The 19,064-nt window shown below is 68.5% G+C and carries 17 protein-coding genes; 9 read left to right on the top strand and 8 right to left on the bottom strand.

The features are described 5' to 3' along the window. The first annotated feature begins 84 nt into the window (after nt 1-84). Nucleotides 85-567, top strand: a complete 483-nt coding sequence (locus ABD198_RS10095) for a GNAT family N-acetyltransferase (RefSeq protein ID WP_343999522.1) — start codon at nt 85-87, stop codon at nt 565-567. Between the two features lie 41 nt (nt 568-608). Here the strand turns inward: ABD198_RS10095 and dnaB are convergent, their stop codons facing one another. Then, nucleotides 609-2,084: a replicative DNA helicase gene (gene dnaB, locus ABD198_RS10090; RefSeq protein WP_343999520.1), complete on the bottom strand. Its 1,476-nt coding sequence runs from the start codon at nt 2,082-2,084 to the stop codon at nt 609-611. Between the two features lie 459 nt (nt 2,085-2,543). On the opposite strand from dnaB, the gene ABD198_RS10085 reads away from it, so the two are divergent. Then, complete coding sequence (locus ABD198_RS10085; RefSeq protein WP_343999518.1) at nt 2,544-3,881, top strand: MATE family efflux transporter; 1,338 nt, start codon at nt 2,544-2,546, stop codon at nt 3,879-3,881. 190 nt (nt 3,882-4,071) lie between these two features. Here the strand turns inward: ABD198_RS10085 and rplI are convergent, their stop codons facing one another. The 4 genes from rplI to rpsF all read right to left on the bottom strand — a co-directional run bounded on the left by rplI (nt 4,072) and on the right by rpsF (nt 5,729). Then, entirely contained in the window at nt 4,072-4,518 is a 447-nt protein-coding gene (gene rplI / locus ABD198_RS10080) for a 50S ribosomal protein L9 (protein ID WP_167996104.1), read from the bottom strand. An 18-nt stretch (nt 4,519-4,536) separates the two neighbouring features. Beyond that, nucleotides 4,537-4,773: a 30S ribosomal protein S18 gene (gene rpsR / locus ABD198_RS10075; RefSeq protein WP_003949403.1), complete on the bottom strand. Its 237-nt coding sequence runs from the start codon at nt 4,771-4,773 to the stop codon at nt 4,537-4,539. A 45-nt stretch (nt 4,774-4,818) separates the two neighbouring features. Continuing rightward, nucleotides 4,819-5,364 (bottom strand): single-stranded DNA-binding protein, encoded by a 546-nt coding sequence (locus ABD198_RS10070; protein WP_343999514.1) that lies wholly within the window; start codon nt 5,362-5,364, stop codon nt 4,819-4,821. A gap of 74 nt (nt 5,365-5,438) precedes the next feature. Next, on the bottom strand, nt 5,439-5,729 hold the full coding sequence (gene rpsF, locus ABD198_RS10065; RefSeq protein ID WP_014673750.1) for a 30S ribosomal protein S6: 291 nt from the start codon (nt 5,727-5,729) through the stop codon (nt 5,439-5,441). Nucleotides 5,730-6,070: 341 nt separating this feature from the next. Here rpsF and ABD198_RS10060 point away from each other — a divergent pair, with 341 nt between their 5' ends. From ABD198_RS10060 to ABD198_RS10050, 3 genes are all read left to right on the top strand, one after another. Then, complete coding sequence (locus ABD198_RS10060) at nt 6,071-6,388, top strand: hypothetical protein (RefSeq protein WP_343999511.1); 318 nt, start codon at nt 6,071-6,073, stop codon at nt 6,386-6,388. 164 nt (nt 6,389-6,552) lie between these two features. Further along, nucleotides 6,553-7,674: a peptidoglycan bridge formation glycyltransferase FemX gene (gene femX / locus ABD198_RS10055; RefSeq protein ID WP_343999509.1), complete on the top strand. Its 1,122-nt coding sequence runs from the start codon at nt 6,553-6,555 to the stop codon at nt 7,672-7,674. 92 nt (nt 7,675-7,766) lie between these two features. Then, nucleotides 7,767-8,798: an alanine racemase gene (locus ABD198_RS10050; RefSeq protein WP_343999508.1), complete on the top strand. Its 1,032-nt coding sequence runs from the start codon at nt 7,767-7,769 to the stop codon at nt 8,796-8,798. Nucleotides 8,799-8,871: 73 nt separating this feature from the next. Here ABD198_RS10050 and ABD198_RS10045 read toward each other — a convergent pair whose 3' ends face one another. Both ABD198_RS10045 and ABD198_RS10040 read right to left on the bottom strand, forming a co-directional pair. Further along, a complete protein-coding gene (locus tag ABD198_RS10045) occupies nt 8,872-10,389 on the bottom strand; it encodes a glycosyltransferase family 87 protein (RefSeq protein ID WP_343999506.1) in 1,518 nt (505 codons plus the stop codon). Between the two features lie 121 nt (nt 10,390-10,510). After that, nucleotides 10,511-13,210: a transglycosylase domain-containing protein gene (locus tag ABD198_RS10040; protein ID WP_343999504.1), complete on the bottom strand. Its 2,700-nt coding sequence runs from the start codon at nt 13,208-13,210 to the stop codon at nt 10,511-10,513. 354 nt (nt 13,211-13,564) lie between these two features. Between ABD198_RS10040 and ABD198_RS10035 the strand changes: the two genes are divergently transcribed. From ABD198_RS10035 to ABD198_RS10020, 4 genes are all read left to right on the top strand, one after another. Next, on the top strand, nt 13,565-14,242 hold the full coding sequence (locus ABD198_RS10035) for a PadR family transcriptional regulator (RefSeq protein ID WP_167995092.1): 678 nt from the start codon (nt 13,565-13,567) through the stop codon (nt 14,240-14,242). 44 nt (nt 14,243-14,286) lie between these two features. Then, a complete protein-coding gene (locus ABD198_RS10030) occupies nt 14,287-15,369 on the top strand; it encodes an inositol-3-phosphate synthase (RefSeq protein ID WP_343999500.1) in 1,083 nt (360 codons plus the stop codon). A 77-nt stretch (nt 15,370-15,446) separates the two neighbouring features. Then, on the top strand, nt 15,447-16,709 hold the full coding sequence (locus tag ABD198_RS10025) for an MFS transporter (RefSeq protein ID WP_343999498.1): 1,263 nt from the start codon (nt 15,447-15,449) through the stop codon (nt 16,707-16,709). A gap of 122 nt (nt 16,710-16,831) precedes the next feature. Next, nucleotides 16,832-17,305: an LppU/SCO3897 family protein gene (locus ABD198_RS10020; protein WP_343999496.1), complete on the top strand. Its 474-nt coding sequence runs from the start codon at nt 16,832-16,834 to the stop codon at nt 17,303-17,305. A 132-nt stretch (nt 17,306-17,437) separates the two neighbouring features. On the opposite strand, the gene ABD198_RS10015 is transcribed toward ABD198_RS10020, so the two are convergent. Beyond that, a complete protein-coding gene (locus tag ABD198_RS10015; RefSeq protein WP_343999493.1) occupies nt 17,438-18,883 on the bottom strand; it encodes a CCA tRNA nucleotidyltransferase in 1,446 nt (481 codons plus the stop codon). Between the last annotated feature and the right edge of the window lie 181 nt (nt 18,884-19,064).

Genomic DNA, 19,064 nt, shown 5'->3' with positions numbered 1-19,064 from the left:
AGCGGCTGGGTCGTCCGCAGCACCGTGCTTCACACAACGAGCGAGGTTGGACCGCTCCTGAGACAGCCCGGCAGACTCGCTCGCATGGTGCGCTTACGGGTTCTCACGACTGACGACTGGCCGTTGTGGCGGGACATTCGTCTTGCTGCGCTGGCTGAAGCTCTGCGCTCCTTCAAATCCCGGCTCGAGGACTGGCCCTGCGGTGGGGAGGAGCGGTGGCGTGCGCGTTTGGCCATGCCGGAGGCGCACAACCTCGTCGCGTTTCTGCGCGGGCAGGCGGTAGGCATGGCCAGCGGGCTTCCCGTGGACGGCGACACCTGTGAGTTGAGATCGGTATGGGTCAGCCCCGTGGCTCGGGGCTGCGGCGTCGGAGACCTCCTGGTCGCGGAGGTCGAAGCGTGGGCCCGGCGGTCGGGCGCCACCACGTTGAGACTGGCGGTGATCCCGGGCAACGAGCCCGCCGTGACGCTGTATCAACGCCACGGGTTCGACTTTTCCGGAGAGGTCGGGGACCTCGTATCCGCCGACGGGCTGAGGGAACGGGTGATGGCGAAGGCCCTTCACTGACAGCCGAGCTCCCTCTGACTGGGAACCTGCACCGCGGGCGGTCAGGTCTGGGCCATGTCCACGAAGCGGGAGTAGTGGCCCTGGAAGGCGACCGTGATGGTGGCGGTGGGGCCGTTGCGGTGCTTGGCGACGATCAGGTCCGCCTCGCCCGCGCGGGGGGACTCCTTCTCGTAGGCGTCCTCGCGGTGCAGCAGGATGACCATGTCGGCGTCCTGCTCGATGGAGCCGGACTCACGCAGGTCGGAGACCATCGGCTTCTTGTCCGTGCGCTGCTCGGGGCCACGGTTCAGCTGGGAGAGCGCGATGACCGGGATCTCCAGCTCCTTGGCGAGCAGCTTGAGGTTGCGGGACATCTCCGAGACCTCCTGCTGCCGGCTCTCGGCCCGCTTGGAGCCGCCGGACTGCATCAGCTGGAGGTAGTCGATGACGACGAGCCTGAGGTCGTTGCGCTGCTTCAGACGGCGGCACTTGGCGCGGATCTCCATCATCGACAGATTCGGGGAGTCGTCGATGTAGAGCGGCGCCGCCGACACATCGGGCATCCGGCGCGCCAGCCGCGTCCAGTCCTCGTCGGTCATCGTGCCGGACCGCATGTGGTGCAGGGCGACCCGCGCCTCCGCCGAGAGCAGGCGCATGGCGATCTCGTTGCGGCCCATCTCGAGCGAGAAGATGACGCTCGGCAGGTTGTGCTTGATGGCCGCCGCCCGCGCGAAGTCCAGCGCCAACGTCGACTTGCCCATCGCCGGACGCGCGGCGATGACGATCATCTGTCCGGGGTGGAGGCCGTTGGTGAGCGAGTCGAAGTCGGTGAAGCCCGTGGGCACACCGGTCATCTCGCCGCTGCGCGAGCCGATCGCCTCGATCTCGTCGAGCGCGCCCTCCATGATGTCGCCGAGCGGCAGATAGTCCTCGCTGGTGCGCTGCTCGGTGACCGCGTAGATCTCGGCCTGCGCCCGGTTGACGATCTCGTCTACGTCGTCGTCGGCCGCGTATCCCATCTGGGTGATGCGCGTGCCCGCCTCCACCAGGCGGCGCAGCACAGCACGCTCGTGCACGATCTCCGCGTAGTACGCGGCGTTGGCCGCCGTGGGCACCATCTGCACCAGGGTGTGCAGATAGGAGGCTCCGCCGACCTTGTTGATCTCGCCGCGCTTGGTGAGCTCCGCGGCGATGGTGATGGGGTCGGCCGGCTCCCCTCGCGCATACACGTCGAGCACGGCCGTGAAGATGGTCTCGTGGGCCGGCTTGTAGAAGTCGTGGCCCTTGAGGATCTCCACGACGTCGGCGATGGCGTCCTTGGACAGCAGCATGCCGCCCAGCACGGACTGCTCTGCCTCGAGATCCTGCGGCGGGACCCGCTCGAAGGCGGCACCCCCGCCGTCCCACATCCCGCCGTCCCGGCCGCGCTCGTGCTGCTCGTCCCGGCCGCGGCCCGAGTCGTCACGGCGGCGGGAGGCGGGGAGACGATCGCTGGGGCTGTCGGCCCACGGGTCGTCCAAGGGCTCGGAAATGCTCACCGAGCCACCTCCTCCCGTCCGGCGAGCGGACCTCGCCGTGCCCCTCATTTCTACGGCACGGCACTGACAAATAAGACGCCCAACTCCGGTTGTGACGCGCCGGTTTTGCGGTGCTTTGGGAACCGGCGGACGGAGCAGGCGCCGGACCACCGTAGGCCCGTCGGCACCGTCAGCCAATCTGGTTATCCACAGGCCATGTGGACGACGGCCCCAATGCTGTGGACAACTCCACGAAACCTGTGCACGACCCGGTGGACAGCCCTGTGAACAAGCTCGGCCGATCTCTACAAGAACGCACTTGACCTGCACTTTTGCCATCCACCGGCTGTGCAGAAGAAAAACTTCCCCGGTCGGCTCAAGATCACCTCGGACGACACCCTCCGACACGCACCCTGTGTACATCGGTAAGGGGTGCCAGCGCTTTGCATCTCTTACCTGTGGACGATTAGATTGGTGCTCATGACACAGGCCCCCGCGCGCCCCCGCGCCGCCCGGCGACAGCACGACCGTGAGATCGTCACGCTGGCCGTTCCCGCCTTCGGCGCCCTCGTCGCCGAGCCCCTGTTCGTGATGGCCGACAGTGCGATCGTCGGCCACCTCGGCACGGCACAGCTCGCCGGCCTCGGGGTCGCGTCGGCCCTTCTCATGACCGCCGTGAGCGTCTTCGTCTTCCTGGCCTACGCCACGACCGCCGCCGTCGCCCGGCGCGTGGGGGCGGGCGACCTTCCGGCAGCCATCCGCCAGGGCATGGACGGCATCTGGCTGGCGCTCCTGCTCGGCGCCGTCGTCGTCGCCCTCGTGCTCCCCACGTCCCCCGGCCTGGTGGAGCTCTTCGGCGCCTCGGACACGGCAGCCCCGTACGCGACCACCTATCTGCGGATCTCCGCACTGGGCATACCCGCCATGCTGGTCGTCCTGGCCGCGACCGGTGTGCTGCGCGGCCTGCAGGACACCAAGACGCCCCTCTATGTCGCCGTCGGCGGCTTCGTCGCCAACGGCGTTCTCAACGCCGTGCTGGTCTACGGCGCCGGACTGGGCATCGCCGGATCCGCCTGGGGCACGGTCATCGCGCAGAGCGGCATGGCCGCGGTTTACCTGGTCGTGGTGGTGCGCGGTGCCCGCAGGCACGGTGCCTCGCTGCGCCCGGACGCGGCCGGGATCAGAGCCTCCGCCCAGGCGGGCGCGCCGCTGCTGGTCCGCACGCTCTCCCTCCGGGCCATCCTGATGATCGCCACCGCCGTGGCCGCGCGGCTCGGCGACACCGACATCGCGGCCCATCAGATCATCCTCTCCCTGTGGAGCCTGCTCGCCTTCGCGCTGGACGCCATCGCGATCGCCGGGCAGGCCATCATCGGGCGCTACCTGGGCGCCGGGGACGCCCAGGGGGCCCGTCACGTCTGCCGCCGCATGGTGGAGTGGGGCATCGCGGTCGGGGTCGTCCTGGGTGTGCTGGTGGTGCTGGCCCGGCCGGTGTTCCTGCCGCTGTTCACCAGCGACTCCGCCGTGAAGGACGCCGCGCTGCCCGCCCTGGTCATCGTGGCGCTCTCCCAGCCGATCTCCGGCATCGTCTTCGTCCTGGACGGTGTCCTGATGGGCGCCGGCGACGGGCCGTACCTCGCCTGGGCCATGCTGCTGACCCTGGCGGTCTTCACCCCGGTCGCCCTGCTGGTGCCGGTGCTGGGCGGAGGGCTCACCGCGCTGTGGGCCGCCATGACGCTGATGATGACCGTCCGGATGCTCACGCTGTGGCTCCGCAGCCGCTCCGGCCGCTGGCTCGTCACCGGTGCCACCCGCTGAACGACCGGGGCCACCCGCTGACGTTCAACGGCGGCGCTGTTTCACGTGAAACACCGTGCTCGACGCGAGCGCCGGGGCCGACCGCCGCTCGGCCGCAGGGACGGACACCTTGCGCGTCACGCCCACGGCAAAGGGGCCGCACCCGGAGTGGGTGCGGCCCCCTTGCTCACCGCGTCGGTGAGCGCGGCGATCAGGCCGCGACGACCTCGATGTTGACCTTGGCGGCAACCTCGGGGTGCAGACGCACGGACGTCTCGTGCGAGCCCAGGGTCTTGATGGGCGCACCGAGCTCGATGCGGCGCTTGTCGACCTCGGGGCCACCCGCTTCCTTGATCGCCGAAGCGATGTCGGCCGGGGTGACGGAACCGAAGAGACGACCGGCCTCGCCGGAACGGACCGCGAGGCGGACCTTGACGCCCTCGAGCTGGGCCTTCACCTGGTTGGCCTGCTCGATGGTGTGGATCTCGTGGATCTTGCGAGCACGGCGGATCTGCTCGACGTCCTTCTCGCCACCCTTGGTCCAGCGGATAGCGAGCTTCCGCGGGATCAGGTAGTTGCGAGCGTAACCGTCCTTGACGTCGACGACGTCGCCCGCGGCACCGAGGCCGGAGACCTCGTGGGTAAGGATGATCTTCATGAGTCGGTCACCCTTCCCTTATCGCGCGGTGGAGGTGTAGGGCAGCAGCGCCATCTCACGGCTGTTCTTCACGGCCGTGGCGACGTCACGCTGGTGCTGAGTGCAGTTGCCGGTCACGCGGCGGGCACGGATCTTGCCGCGGTCGGAAATGAACTTCCGCAGCATGTTCGTGTCCTTGTAGTCCACGTACGTGACCTTGTCCTTGCAGAACGCGCAGACCTTCTTCTTCGGCTTGCGCACAGGCGGCTTCGCCATGGTGATTCTCCTGTGTGATCAAGAAGTGTGGGGTAACGGCCCACCCTAGAAGGGGGGCTCGTCCGAGTAGCCGCCACCGCCGCCGGAGCCGCCGCCCCAGCCGCCACCACCCTGCTGGCCGCCGGCGGGAGCACCGGTCGCCCACGGGTCGTCGGCAGGAGCGCCGCCGCCCTGCTGACCGCCACCGGGGCCACCGCCCCAGCCGCCGCCCTGCTGGCCGCCGCGGCCCGTGGTCTTGGTGACCTTGGCCGTGGCGTTGCGCAGGCTGGCGCCGACCTCGTCGACGTCCAGCTCGTAGACCGTGCGCTTGATGCCCTCACGGTCCTCGTAGGACCGCTGCTTCAGCCGGCCCTGCACGATCACGCGCATGCCTCGCTGGAGGGACTCGGCGACGTTCTCCGCCGCCTGACGCCAGACCGAGCAGGTCAGGAACAGGCTCTCGCCGTCCTTCCACTCGTTCGTCTGACGGTCGAAGGTGCGGGGAGTCGACGCGACACGGAACTTCGCGACGGCCGCACCGGACGGGGTGAAGCGCAGCTCGGGGTCGTCGACAAGATTGCCGACGACCGTGATGACGGTCTCGCCTGCCATGGGTGAACCTCTCGGCGGGTTTGCTGCTGGCTGCTTGCTGCTACTCGTGTCCCGGGATCAGCTGAGCGGGATGCTCAGTGGGTCTCGGGGCGGAGGACCTTGGTCCGGAGGACCGACTCGTTCAGGTTCATCTGGCGGTCGAGCTCCTTGACGACCGCAGGCTCGGCCTGCAGGTCGATGACCGAGTAGATGCCCTCGGGCTTCTTCTTGATCTCGTACGCGAGACGACGACGGCCCCAGGTGTCGACCTTCTCGACCTTTCCGCCACCGTCACGGACGACGGAAAGGAAGTTCTCGATCAGCGGGGAGACAGCGCGCTCCTCGAGATCGGGGTCGAGGATGACCATCACCTCGTAGTGACGCATGTGGAACCCACCTCCTTTGGACTCAGCGGCCACGGGCGTTCCGTGGCAGGAGGGTCGTGATGCGTTGCGCAACGATGCCTGTCAGTAAAACAGCCGCCACTGACAATCGACGTCGGGCGGCGGTTTTCCCAGGTCGGCGGGACGGACCGTGGACTCACGAGTCCCTTGCCCCAGCGCGGGGCGGGTCGCTTCCCTGGCTGTGTCCGGACAGACACCGGTGCGGACGCTACAGAGTACCCGCACAGTGCCTTCCGGTTGAAATCCGTCCGGGCAGGCCGTCAATCTGTACACATCGGGTGTGTATGGCGCTACGATGCGCCGTTTTTCGCAGGAGGTGCCCCATGGCACAGGCAATGCGACCCAACACCGCCGGCGGCGGACTCTTCGCCACGGACGGCAAGCCCCATCCGGTCCAGGACGCCCTGCTCGCGGTGACCCTGGTGCTGGGACTCACGTCCTTCATCTCGGCGATGTTCGACGATCTGCACCTGCTCAGCTCCTGGACCGGCCTGGTGGGCATTCTCACCGGCGCGTACGGGCAGTGGATCTCGGAGACGACGCGTGGGCGCTTCGGCCTGATCGTGGGCCTCGGCGCATCCGCGGTCGGCTTCTTCCTGGGCATGGCGCACGGCGGCCTCTTCGGTGGGGTCTTCGACTGACGCCAGGCACTCCCGCTCCGAAAAACCGGTGTACGCCCCGGCCCCGACGGGCCGGGGCGAAGGGGCCGTGCGCCCCGCCGGGCCGCTCCCGGGCGCAGTAGGCTTCGCGCGAGAGCCGGAGCCCCTGAACCCATGGGGACACACCAGCCCGAGGAGCGCCCCGAATGAGCCTGACCCTGAGGACCATCAGTCGCGAGCAGCATCTGGCGTACATCCAGAGCCTGCCGTCGGCGAGTCACATGCAGGTCCCGGCCTGGGCGGACGTGAAGGCGGAGTGGCGGTCCGAGAATCTCGGCTGGTTCGACGACCGCACCGGCGAGCTGGTCGGCGTCGGACTGGTGCTGTACCGGCAGCTGCCCAAGATCAAGCGGTATCTCGCGTATCTGCCCGAGGGGCCGGTCATCAACTGGTTCGCGCCCAATCTTCAGGAGTGGATCGAGCCGATGCTGGCGCACCTGAAGCAGCAGGGCGCCTTCTCCGTGAAGATGGGCCCGCCGGTGATCATCCGCCGCTGGGAGGCGGCGACCATCAAGAAGGGCATCCAGAACCCGGACGTGAAGCGTCTGCGCGATCTGGAGGCCGACTTCATCGAGCCCCGTGCCTTCGAGGTGGCCGACAAGCTGCGCCGCATGGGCTGGCAGCAGGGGGAGGACGGCGGCGCCGGCTTCGGCGACGTCCAGCCCCGGTACGTCTTCCAGGTGCCGCTGGCCAACCGCTCCCTGGAAGAGGTCCACAAGAACTTCAACCAGCTGTGGCGCCGCAACATCAAGAAGGCCGAGAAGGCCGGCGTCGAGGTCGTCCAGGGCGGCTACGAGGACCTGCCCGAGTGGCAGCGCCTGTACGAGATCACCGCGGTGCGCGACCACTTCCGGCCCCGCCCGCTGTCGTACTTCCAGCGCATGTGGACGGCCCTCAACAACGAGGACCCCAACCGCATGCGGCTGTACTTCGCCCGGCACAACGGGGTCAACCTCTCCGCGGCGACCATGCTGATCGTCGGCGGGCACGTCTGGTACTCCTACGGCGCCTCCGACAACATCGGGCGCGAGGTCCGGCCCTCGAACGCGATGCAGTGGCGGATGCTGCGCGACGCCTACGCGCTCGGCGCCACCGTCTACGACCTGCGCGGCATCTCCGACTCGCTGGACGAGACCGACCACCTCTTCGGTCTGATCCAGTTCAAGGTGGGCACGGGCGGCCAGGCCGCCGAGTACCTCGGCGAGTGGGACTTCCCGCTCAACAAGCTGCTCCACAAGGCGCTCGACATCTACATGTCGCGCCGCTGACCCCGGCCTCGTCGCTCCGACCGCTTCCACCGCTTCGACATTTCCCATATCCCTGATACACCGCAGCCACGAGAAAGGTTCCAGGTCCGGCCATGGCGCTCACGCTCTACGTCGACACCGCGCGCTGGCGGGCGCACCACAAGCACGTGCAGGAGCAGTTCCCCGGGCTGGTCCCGGTCTGCAAGGGCAACGGCTACGGCTTCGGCCACGAGCGGCTGGCAGAAGAGGTCACACGGCTGGGCGCGGACCTGCTGGCCGTCGGCACGACGTACGAGGCCGCCCGGATGAAGGACTGGTTCGGTGGTGACCTGCTGGTCCTGACTCCCTACCGGCGGGGCGAGGAGCCCGTGCCGCTGCCCGACCGCGTCATCCGTTCGGTGTCGTCGGTCGACGGCGTCTACGGCCTGGTCGGCGCCCGGGTGGTCATCGAGGTGATGTCCTCGATGAAGCGGCACGGCGTCACCGAGCAGGATCTGCCCCAGTTGCACGCGGCCATAGAGAACGTGCGGCTGGAGGGGTTCGCCATCCATCTGCCGCTGGACCGCACCGACGGCTCGGACGCCGTCGAGGAGGTCATCGGCTGGATGGACCGGCTGCGCGCGGCCCGGCTCCCGCTGCACACGATGTTCGTCAGCCACCTCAAGGCGGAGGAACTCGCCCGGCTGCAGCAGCAGTTCCCGCAGACGCGGTTCCGCGCCCGGATCGGAACGCGGCTGTGGCTGGGGGACCACGAGGCCACTGAGTACCGCGGGGCGGTCCTGGACGTCACCCGCGTCGCCAAGGGGGACCGGTTCGGCTACCGGCAGCAGAAGGCCACCTCGGACGGCTTCCTGGTGGTCGTGGCGGGCGGAACGTCGCACGGGGTGGGTCTGGAGGCCCCCAAGGCGCTGCACGGCGTCATGCCGCGCGCCAAGGGCGTCGCCCGCGCCGGTCTGGCCACGGTCAACCGGAACCTTTCGCCGTTCGTCTGGGGCGGGAAGCAGCGCTGGTTCGCCGAGCCGCCGCACATGCAGGTGTCGATCCTGTTCGTGCCGGCGGACGCGCCCGAGCCCAAGGTGGGCGACGAACTGGTGGCCCATCTCCGCCACACCACCACGCAGTTCGACCGTCTGGTCGACCGCTGAGCACATCCCGGAACCACTGAAGGGGGCCCTCGCCGGACGGCGAGGGCCCCCTTTTCCGCCAAGCGTGGTTCGCTCAGAGCGAACCGGCCGTGCCGCCCGTGGCTCCCGGTCCGCCCCACTCGACGCGTGCCCCCTCGGGGCGGGCGGCGTGACGGGCGTGATGGACCGCCGGACCGAGCACGAACACGTCCTCGGCGCCGTCGAGCACCCCGCCGGAGGGGTCGTCGTCACCGACACGGCGCACCGGATCGCGTTCCGGCATGAGGATGTCGCGCACGACCATGGCGCACAGGTAGACCGTGCCCAGCAGATGCACTCCGATCGCCCAGTGGTAGCCGTCGGTCGGCAGGCCCTTGTGAGCGTCGCCGCTGGTCGTGTAGGCGAGGTACATCCAGATGCCCAGGAAGTACATCACCTCGCAGGCCTGCCAGATCAAGAAGTCCCGCCACTTGGGCCGCGCGAGGGCGGCGAGCGGCACCAGCCACAGGACGTACTGCGGTGAGTAGACCTTGTTGGTGAGGATGAACGCCGCGACGATCAGGAAGGCGAGCTGCGCGAAACGTGGCCGCCGGGGGGCCGTGAGCGCGAGCGCGGCCACGCCGGCGCAGCAGAGCAGCATCAGCAGGGTGGCGAGCGTGTTGACGGCGTCGGTGCTCAGCGGATCGGACGAGTTCTGGGCCAGGATCAGCCAGAAGGAACCGAAGTCGACGCCCCGCTCCTGGCTGAACGTGTAGAACTTCGACCAGCCGTCGAAGGCGAAGAGCATCACCGGCCCGTTCACGACGGTCCAGGCGACGAGCGCGCCGCCGAGGGCCGTCGCGTACTCCCGCCACCGTCCCGCTCGCCAGCACAGCACCAGCAGGGGCCCGAGGAGCAGCGCGGGATAGAGCTTGGCGGCCGTGGCGAGGCCCAGCAGGACTCCGAAGGCCAGGGCGCGGCCTCGCGACCACATCAGCATCGCCGCGGCCGTCAGCGCCACCGCCAGCAGGTCCCAGTTGATCGTCGCGGTCAGCGCGAAGGCGGGGGCCAGCGCCACCAGCAGGCCGTCCCAGGGCCGCCGCGCATGGGTGCGGGTGACGCAGACGGCGATGACCGCCGCGCACGCCATGAGCATCCCGGCGTTGACCAGCCAGTACGTCTGTTCCTGGTCCTGGATGCTGCCGCCACCGGGTGAGAGCCAGGCGGCGACCTGCATGAACAGGCCGGTCAGCACCGGGTACTCCAGGAACTGCATGTCGCCGGGGAGCTGGTCGAAGTACGGCAGCAGTCCGTCGGCGAAGCCGCGCCCCTGGTACAGGTGCGGGATGTCCGAGTAGCACGCGTGGGTGTACTGGGAGCTGGCCCCGAAGAACCAGGCGCCGTTGTAGCAGGGCGCCTTCTGCACCAGGCCGAGGGTGAACATGCCGATCGCCACCAGGGCGATCACCCGGACCGGCGTCCACCAGGAGGTCCCGAGCAGCGCATGCCGCCCGAGCGGGCCGCCGATCAGTTCACTGCCGGCCGCGGCGACCTCGTCCTCGGCCGTGGGGCGTACCAGGTCCCGCTCGTGGGCGCTCGCTTGCTTCGATACTCCACTGGGCATGCCGCACATCCTGCCGTACGAGCCCGGGGAAACGACGTGGGCCGCCGTACCCGAGCGGTACGACGGCCCACGTTTCACGTGAAACGGCGGGGCGTTTCACGTGAAACGCTCAAGCCGGGCGTGGGGCGGTCTAATCGTCGGTCCGGCCTCCGAAGAGCCCGCCGCCGCCGTTGCCGTTGCCTCTGTTTCCTCCGGGAAGCCCGGTCTCCGTGGGATCCGGTGATTCGCTCACACCACCGTCCGTTCCGCCGTTGTTCGCGCCTCCCTGGTTGTTGCCGCCCGTGTCCTCGTCGTCGCAGTTGAAGTCGAACGGCCGGCACGTCTCGGTCTGCGTGGGACTCGGATCCGGAACGGTCTCAGTCGGCGACGCGGGCGCCGTCGGGGTCGGCTCCTCGGTCTCCGACTGAGTCGGCGTGGGAGTCGGGGAGGGCTCGTCGTTGACGATCTCACCGATGGGCTCGGGGGTCGGGAACCGCTCCACCGGCTCGTTCTTCAGCGCATCGCCCATGTAGTCCGCCCAGATCTCGGACGGGAACGAGGCACCGTGGATCTTCTTCTGCCCACCCGTGCCGAACATCTCGAGGAAGGTGCGGTTCTTGATGTTCTCGTCGTCGGGGTAACGGAACATGCTGATCGCGGTGGACAGCTGCGGGGTGTACCCGACGAACCAGGCGGACTTGTTGCCGTCCGTGGTACCGGTCTTGCCGGCCACCTCGCGGCCGGGCAGTTGGGCGTTGGTACCGGTGCCCTTCTCGACGACGGTCTTCAGGACGTCCGTGACGTTGTTGGCCACGTTCTCCTCGAAGGCCTGCTTGGTCACCGTCTTGTGGGTGAAGAGCGTGCCGTCCTTGCTGGTGATCTTCTTCACCGAGAACGGCTCGCGCTGCTCACCGGAGGCGGCGAAGGTGGCGTAGGCGCCCGCCATGCGGATGGCGCTGGGGCTGGACGTACCGATGGAGAAGGACGGGTAGTCCGTACCGGCGAGGCTGCTCTCCAGCACGCCGGCGTCCACCGCGGCCTCCTTCACCTTGTCCAGGCCGACGTCCATGCCGAGCTGCACGAAGGAGGAGTTCACCGACTCCCGCATCGCGTTCCGCAGGTCGATCTTGTACTCGGGCGGCCGGCCGTAGGAGACGTTGCCGTCATTGACCTGCAGCCACTCCTCGCCCTTCTCGTTCCGCCAGATCGATCCGTCGTAGTTCTTGATCTTGAGCTTGTTCTTGCCCGGGTACAGGCTCTTGGGCGAGACGACGGTGCGTTCGTCCTGCGCCTGATCCGGGTCGAGGTCCGGGTCCCTCACGCCCCACTTCATGGCCGCCGCCAGCACGAACGGCTTGAAGGTCGAACCGACCTGGGCGCCGGTCACATCGGCGTTGTTGGTGAAGTGCTTGGTCGCGTCCGCACCGCCGTAGATGGCCTCGATCGCGCCGCTCTCGGGGTTCACCGAGGCGCCGCCGAACTGGACGTGGGTGTCCGTCTCCGGGCGCTTCTTCTCGTCGATGTTCTCCTTGTAGACCTTCTTGACCGAGTCCTCGAGCGCCTTCACCTTCTTCTTGTCGAAGGTGGTGTAGATCGAGTAGCCGCCCCGCTGCAGGTCCTCGGCGGTGATGCCGGTTTCGTCGCTGTGCGTGACGATGTAGCTCTTGGCGAGGTCCACCAGGTAGCCGATCTGGCCGCTCAGTGCGGTGTTGGACCGCGGGCTCTGCACCTTGGGCAGCTTGGTGTACTTGGCCCGCACCTCGGGATCGAGATGCCCGTACTCGACCATCTTGTCCAGCGTGTCCTGCATCTGGAGCAGGGCACGCTTCTTGTTCTTCTCGGGTGTGGCGCCGACCGGGTCGATGGAGGTCGCACCGGCCGGGTCGTAGTAGGTGGCGCCCTTGAGCACCGCCGCCAGGAAGGCGCACTGGCCCGGGTTCAGATCGATGGCCCGCTTGTTGAAGTAGGCGCGGGCGGCGGCCTCGATCCCGTAGGCGCCACGGCCGTAGTACGCGGAGTTCAGGTAGCCCTCGAGGATCGTGTCCTTGTCCATCGTGGCGCCCACCTTGATGGAGACCAGGATCTCCTTGAACTTCCGGGTGAGCGTCTGGGACTGGTCCTCCAGCATCGCGTTCTTCACGTACTGCTGGGTGATCGTCGAGCCGCCCTGGGTCTCGCCGCCGCGGGCCATGTTGAACACGGCGCGGGCGATGCCCTTGGGGTCGATGCCGCTGTCGCTGTAGAACGTCTTGTTCTCCTGGGAGATGACGGCCTTCTGCATCTCCTCCGGGATCTGCGCGAGGCTGACGATCTGCCGGTTGCGCTCACCGCCGGTGGCGACCATCTGCTCGCCGTTGGCCCAGTAGTAGACGTTGTTCTGGGCCGTGGCCGTCTTGGCGACCTCGGGCGTGCCCACCATCGCGTACCCGATACCCGCGACGGCGATCAGGCCGCCGAAGAAGGCGATGACCAGGCCGGAGACGAGCCTCCAGGAGGGCACCCAGCGGCGCCAGCCGTACTTGTCGTGCCGCGGATAGTCGATGAACCGCTTTCTGCTCGGTGGTGCCGCGCGCCCCCTGCCTCGGCCGGGACCGGCCGCGCCGGCGCGCCGGCTGCCGGGCCCGGTGTCCGACGCCCGGCGCCTGCCGCCTCTCTGTGCTGCGCGCCGCGCCTCGGCGCGGCCGCCGTACATGGGCCCTTCGCCCCCGCGGGGTCCCGGCCCGTAGGAATCGGACGGCGACCCGGTGGCGCCTCGCGGTGCCGCGCGGCGGCCGGAGGACGAGCCGGACTGGCCGCGTCGGGCCGCGGCACGTCCGCCTCCCTGCGGCGGTTTGCGACGGTGCTCGCTCATCGAACGACTACTCCTCGGGCAGGCGCACCCTTGCGCGCCTGGAACGGCGGCTGGTTTCCGGTCCCCCCGAAGTACGGATACGGCGCTGGCCGCATTCAGCCCGTACTGCACCGGGGACAGGGACGCCCACAGACGTCACTCGGTTCCCGGTGGTGTGCATGGCGCACAGACTACGCACCGCCAAAACCTGCCGAGCCCAGAAGTTCACCTCAAATCAGGCAACTTGCTCGGTATGAATCGGGGATGTGATCCCGTTCACCACACTCCCTCTTGTCGCATCCGGAGGGCCGTTCTATCGTCGTGATGTATCGAGTCGATACATCAGAGCGGCATACGGGACGAGAGGAGGCGACGATGAGCCGGCGTTCCGGGATCCTCGAGTTCGCCGTACTCGGCCTGCTCCGCGAATCTCCGATGCACGGCTATGAGCTGCGCAAGCGGCTCAACACGTCGCTGGGCGTCTTCCGGGCGTTCAGCTACGGGACGCTGTATCCCTGCCTCAAGACGCTGGTCGCCAACGGCTGGTTGATCGAGGAGCCGGGGAGCACCAGCGAGGCCACCGCGACCCTCACCGGACGACGCGCCAAGATCGTCTACCGGTTGACGGCCGAAGGTAAGGAGCACTTCGAGCAGCTCCTCTCGCAGACGGGCCCCGACGCGTACGAGGACGAGACCTTTGCCGCGCGGTTCGCCTTCTTCGGGCAGACGTCGCGCGACGTACGCATGCGCGTGCTGGAGGGCCGCCGCAGCCGCCTGGAGGAGCGTCTCGAGAAGATGCGCGCCTCACTGGCGCGCACTCGGGAGCGCCTCGACGACTACACGCTTGAGCTCCAGCGACACGGAATGGAGTCCGTGGAGCGCGAAGTGCGCTGGCTGAACGAGCTCATCGAGAGTGAGCGCGCCGGGCGGGACCTGAGAGGTTCCGCCCCTGGGGGAGCCGCTCAGCAGGACAGGACATCTGGAGCGACGGGCGGCCTGCCCCGGTCCGGGGACGATCCCCGGCCGGATACGCCCGACGACACCGCCACGTGAGACCCACCTCAGGGCCTCACTCGTACACACAGGGAGCAACCGGAATGGGTTCGGTTCGCGTAGCCATCGTCGGCGTGGGCAACTGCGCGGCATCGCTGGTTCAGGGAGTCGAGTACTACAAGGACGCCGACCCGGCGAGCAAGGTGCCGGGCCTGATGCACGTCCAGTTCGGCGACTACCACGTCGGTGACGTCGAGTTCGTCGCCGCCTTCGACGTGGACGCCAAGAAGGTCGGCCTCGACCTCGCGGACGCCATCGGCGCCTCCGAGAACAACACCATCAAGATCTGCGACGTCCCCCGTACCGGCGTGACGGTGCAGCGCGGCCACACCCTCGACGGTCTCGGCAAGTACTACCGGGCCACCATCGAGGAGTCCGCCGAGGAGCCCGTCGACGTCGTCCAGGTCCTCAAGGACAAGCAGGTCGACGTCCTGGTCTGCTACCTGCCCGTCGGCTCCGAGGAAGCGGCGAAGTTCTACGCCCAGTGCGCCATCGACGCCAAGGTCGCCTTCGTCAACGCCCTCCCGGTCTTCATCGCCGGCACCAAGGAGTGGGCGGACAAGTTCACCGAGGCCGGTGTGCCGATCGTCGGTGACGACATCAAGTCCCAGGTCGGCGCCACCATCACGCACCGCGTCATGGCGAAGCTGTTCGAGGACCGCGGTGTCATCCTGGACCGCACCATGCAGCTGAACGTCGGCGGCAACATGGACTTCAAGAACATGCTCGAGCGCGAGCGCCTGGAGTCCAAGAAGATCTCCAAGACGCAGGCCGTCACCTCGCAGATCCCCGACCGGGAGCTGGGCGAGAAGAACGTCCACATCGGCCCGTCCGACTACGTGGCCTGGCTGGACGACCGCAAGTGGGCCTACGTCCGCCTCGAGGGCCGCGCCTTCGGTGACGTCCCGCTGAACCTGGAGTACAAGCTCGAGGTCTGGGACTCCCCGAACAGCGCCGGTGTCATCATCGACGCCCTGCGCGCCGCGAAGATCGCCAAGGACCGGGGCATCGGCGGACCGATCCTGTCGGCCTCCTCGTACTTCATGAAGTCCCCGCCGGTGCAGTACTTCGACGACGAGGCCCGCGAGAACGTCGAGAAGTTCATCCGGGGCGAGGTCGAGCGCTGAACCCTGCCTCTGCGGGCAGTTGAGGGTCTCCGGGTCGCACGGCCCGGAGATCCTCTTCGTATGTGAGGCTGTGCGCCATGGCCGTCGTCCGTGACCTGCGCGTCCTGCTGCGCTTCCAGGGGTTCAGACGCCTGCTCGCCGTACGGCTGCTGTCCCAGGGGGCGGACGGGGTCTTCCAGGTCGCGCTCGCCGCCTATGTGGTCTTCTCCCCGGAGCGGCAGACCTCGGCCGCGGCGATCGCCTCCGCGATGGCGGTGCTGCTGCTCCCCTACTCGCTCCTCGGGCCGTTCGCCGGGGTGTTCCTGGACCGCTGGCGCCGCCGCCAGGTCTTCCTCTACGGCAATCTGCTGCGCGCCCTGATGGCCGCGGTCACCGCCGTGCTGATCCTGGGCGGCGTCCCCGACTGGCTGCTCTACGTCTCCGCTCTGTGCGTCACCGCCGTCAACCGCTTCGTGCTGGCCGGCCTGTCCGCCGCGCTGCCCCGGGTGGTGGACACCGAGCGGCTGGTCATCGCCAACTCGCTGTCGCCGACCGCGGGGACGCTGGCCGCCACCGCCGGCGGCGGACTCGCCTTCCTCGTGCGGCTGCTGATCGCGGACTCCGACGCGGCCGTGGTGGTCGTGGGCGCCGGCCTGTATCTGTGCGCGGCCCTCGCCTCCCTGCGCATCGCCAAGGAACTCCTCGGACCGGACCGTGCCCTGTTCGACCCCCGGCTCGCCACCGCGCTGTCCGGCACCGCGCGCGACCTGGTGGCCGGTGTACGGCATGTCGCCGCACCGCAGCGCCGGGAGGCCGCCTGGGCGCTGACCGCGATGTCCCTGATGCGGTTCTGCTACGGGGCCATGCTCGTCATGGTGCTGATGCTGAGCCGCTATGCGCTGACGTCGAGCACGGACGGGGGACTGGCGCTGCTCGGGCTGGCGCTCGGCTTCTCGGGCGCCGGGTTCTTCGCGGCCGCCGTCCTGACGCCGTGGGCCGCGGGGCGGCTGGGGCCGGGCCGCTGGATCGTGGTGTGCGCCGGGGCTGCGGCGCTGCTGGAGCCGGCCCTCGGTCTGCTCTTCGCCACCGTCCCCCTGCTCGCGGGGGCGTTCGTCCTGGGACTGGCCACCCAGGGCTCCAAGATCGCGACGGACACCATCGTCCAGACCCTGGTCGAGGACGACTTCCGTGGCCGGATCTTCTCCGTCTACGACGTTCTGTTCAATGTGGCCTTCGTCAGCGCCGCCGCGGTGGCGGCCCTGATGCTTCCTCCGGACGGGCGTTCGGTTCCACTGGTCGTAACGATCGCCGTGATCTACGGAGGAGTAGCTGCGCTTATGGCCCGTTTTGAGCGCCAGTAAGTGTCACATCAGTGCCACAGAGCCCCAGGAAGCTACTGAGATGTCCATGGCGGCCGATAGCTTACGTGGGTCTTACGAGCGAGCTTTTCGCGTCAGCACCCATGTATTGAGGGGGACCCCCAGTGACCACTCCGCCGCCCCAGGGCAACCCGTTCGCCCAAGGCCAGCAGCAGCCCTACGGCCAGCCGCCCCAGGGCGGTTTCCCCCAGCAGGCGGGCCAGCCCGGCTTCCCGCCTCCGGGGGCGCCGGTGCCGCCGGCCCAGCCGCAGCGGAAGGTCAGCTTCAAGCTGATCAAGAACATCGTGCTGGCCGTGGTCGTGGTCAGCGTCGCGATCGGCGGCTACATCGCCAGCCGCGACGATGCCGACCAGGCCGCTGTGGGCGACTGCCTGAAGTCCGCTTCCTCCTCCTCGGACCGCATGGAGGTCGTCGACTGCTCCTCCTCGGAGGCCGAGGGCAAGGTCCTCAAGAAGGTCGAGGGCCACTTCACGTCCCTCACCGCCGAGGCCGAGTGCCGCAAGGTCGAGGGAGCCACCGGCTTCTACGCCGAGACCGGCGACGGCGAAGAGTTCCTGCTCTGCTTCGGCGATGTCTGACCGGACCTGAGCACCTGGTGCCACGGAAAGGGCGGGTCATGTTTCACGTGAAACATGACCCGCCTTTCGCAACCTGTGGCGGGAGAGCGTCCGGGGGCATGTTTCACGTGAAACGTGCCCCCGCTTCGCGTCTCAGCTCTGCTGTTCGCTCCACCACTGCTTGAGGGCCGCGACCGCCTCGTCGTGGGGCATCGGGCCGTTCTCCAGGCGGAGCTCCAGCATGTGCTTGTAGGCCCTGCCCACGTCGGGGCCCGGCTTGATGCCCAGGATCTCCATGATCTGGTTGCCGTCGAGGTCCGGGCGGATGGCGTCCAGCTCCTCCTGCTCCTGGAGCTTGGCGATGCGCTCCTCCAGGCTGTCGTACGCACGGGAGAGCGCGGCCGCCTTGCGCCGGTTGCGAGTGGTGCAGTCGGAACGGGTCAGCTTGTGGAGGCGGTTCAGCAGCGGGCCCGCGTCACGGACATAGCGGCGCACGGCCGAGTCTGTCCATTCCCCCGTGCCATAGCCGTGGAAGCGGAGGTGCAGCTCCACCAGACGGGAGACGTCCCTCACCAGCTCGTTGGAGTACTTCAGCGCCGTCAGCCGCTTCTTGGCCATCTTCGCCCCGACCACCTCATGGTGGTGGAACGAGACCCTGCCGTCCTTCTCGAAGCGGCGGGTGCGCGGCTTGCCGATGTCGTGCAGCAGGGCGGCCAGGCGCAGGGTGAGGTCCGGGCCCTCGTCCTCCAGCGCCATCGCCTGCTCCAGGACGATCAGCGTGTGCTCGTAGACGTCCTTGTGCCGGTGGTGCTCATCACTCTCCAGACGCAGCGCCGGCAGCTCGGGCAGCACATGATCCGCCAGCCCGGTGTCGACGAGCAGCGTCAGGCCCTTGCGCGGGTTCGAGGAGAGGATCAGCTTGTTCAGCTCGTCGCGCACCCGCTCCGCGGAGACGATCTCGATACGTCCCGCCATTTCCGTCATCGCCGCGACGACCTCGGGCGCCACGTCGAAGTCCAGCTGCGCGGCGAAACGCGCGGCCCGCATCATCCGGAGCGGGTCGTCCGAGAAGGACGCTTCGGGGGTGCCCGGCGTGCGCAGCACCCGGGCCGCGAGGTCGTCCAGGCCCCCGTGCGGGTCGATGAAGACCTTCTCCGGGAGCGAGACGGCCATCGCGTTCACCGTGAAGTCACGGCGGACGAGGTCCTCCTCGATCGAGTCGCCGTACGACACCTGGGGCTTGCGCGAGGTGCGGTCGTAGGCCTCCGACCGGTACGTCGTCACCTCGATCTGAAAGCCGTCCTTCTGCGCACCGACCGTCCCGAAGGCGATGCCGACGTCCCACACGGCGTCCGCCCAGGGCCGCACGATCCGCAGCACGTCCTGGGGGCGGGCGTCCGTGGTGAAGTCCAGGTCGTTGCCCAGCCGGCCGAGCAGTGCGTCCCGTACCGAGCCGCCGACGAGAGCGAGTGAGAATCCCGCCTCCTGGAAACGGCGGGCGAGATCGTCGGCAACAGGCGCGACCCGGAGCAGCTCGCTCACTCCGCGTTCCTGCACCCGGCTGAGAGAGGTACTGGTTTCTTCCTTGGCGTTCGGCACAACAGAAGAGGGTACGTGGCCCAGGCAGCCCGCAGCCTCCCCATTACCTGCGCAGAGGGTCACCCCGGCCGGCACACAGGGCAACAGGCCGATCCACTTCCCGATCTTGCGCGGCGGTCCGTGGTACTACCTCTCAGCTCGCATCGTTACCATGCGGGGACCACTTTCCGACGACCACTGA

This window comes from Streptomyces thermocarboxydovorans (genome assembly GCF_039524635.1).
Classification (GTDB): Bacteria; Actinomycetota; Actinomycetes; order Streptomycetales; family Streptomycetaceae; genus Streptomyces; species Streptomyces thermocarboxydovorans.
The sequence above is the reverse complement of the archived record's forward strand: the minus strand, read 5'-3'. Positions and strand labels throughout refer to the sequence as shown.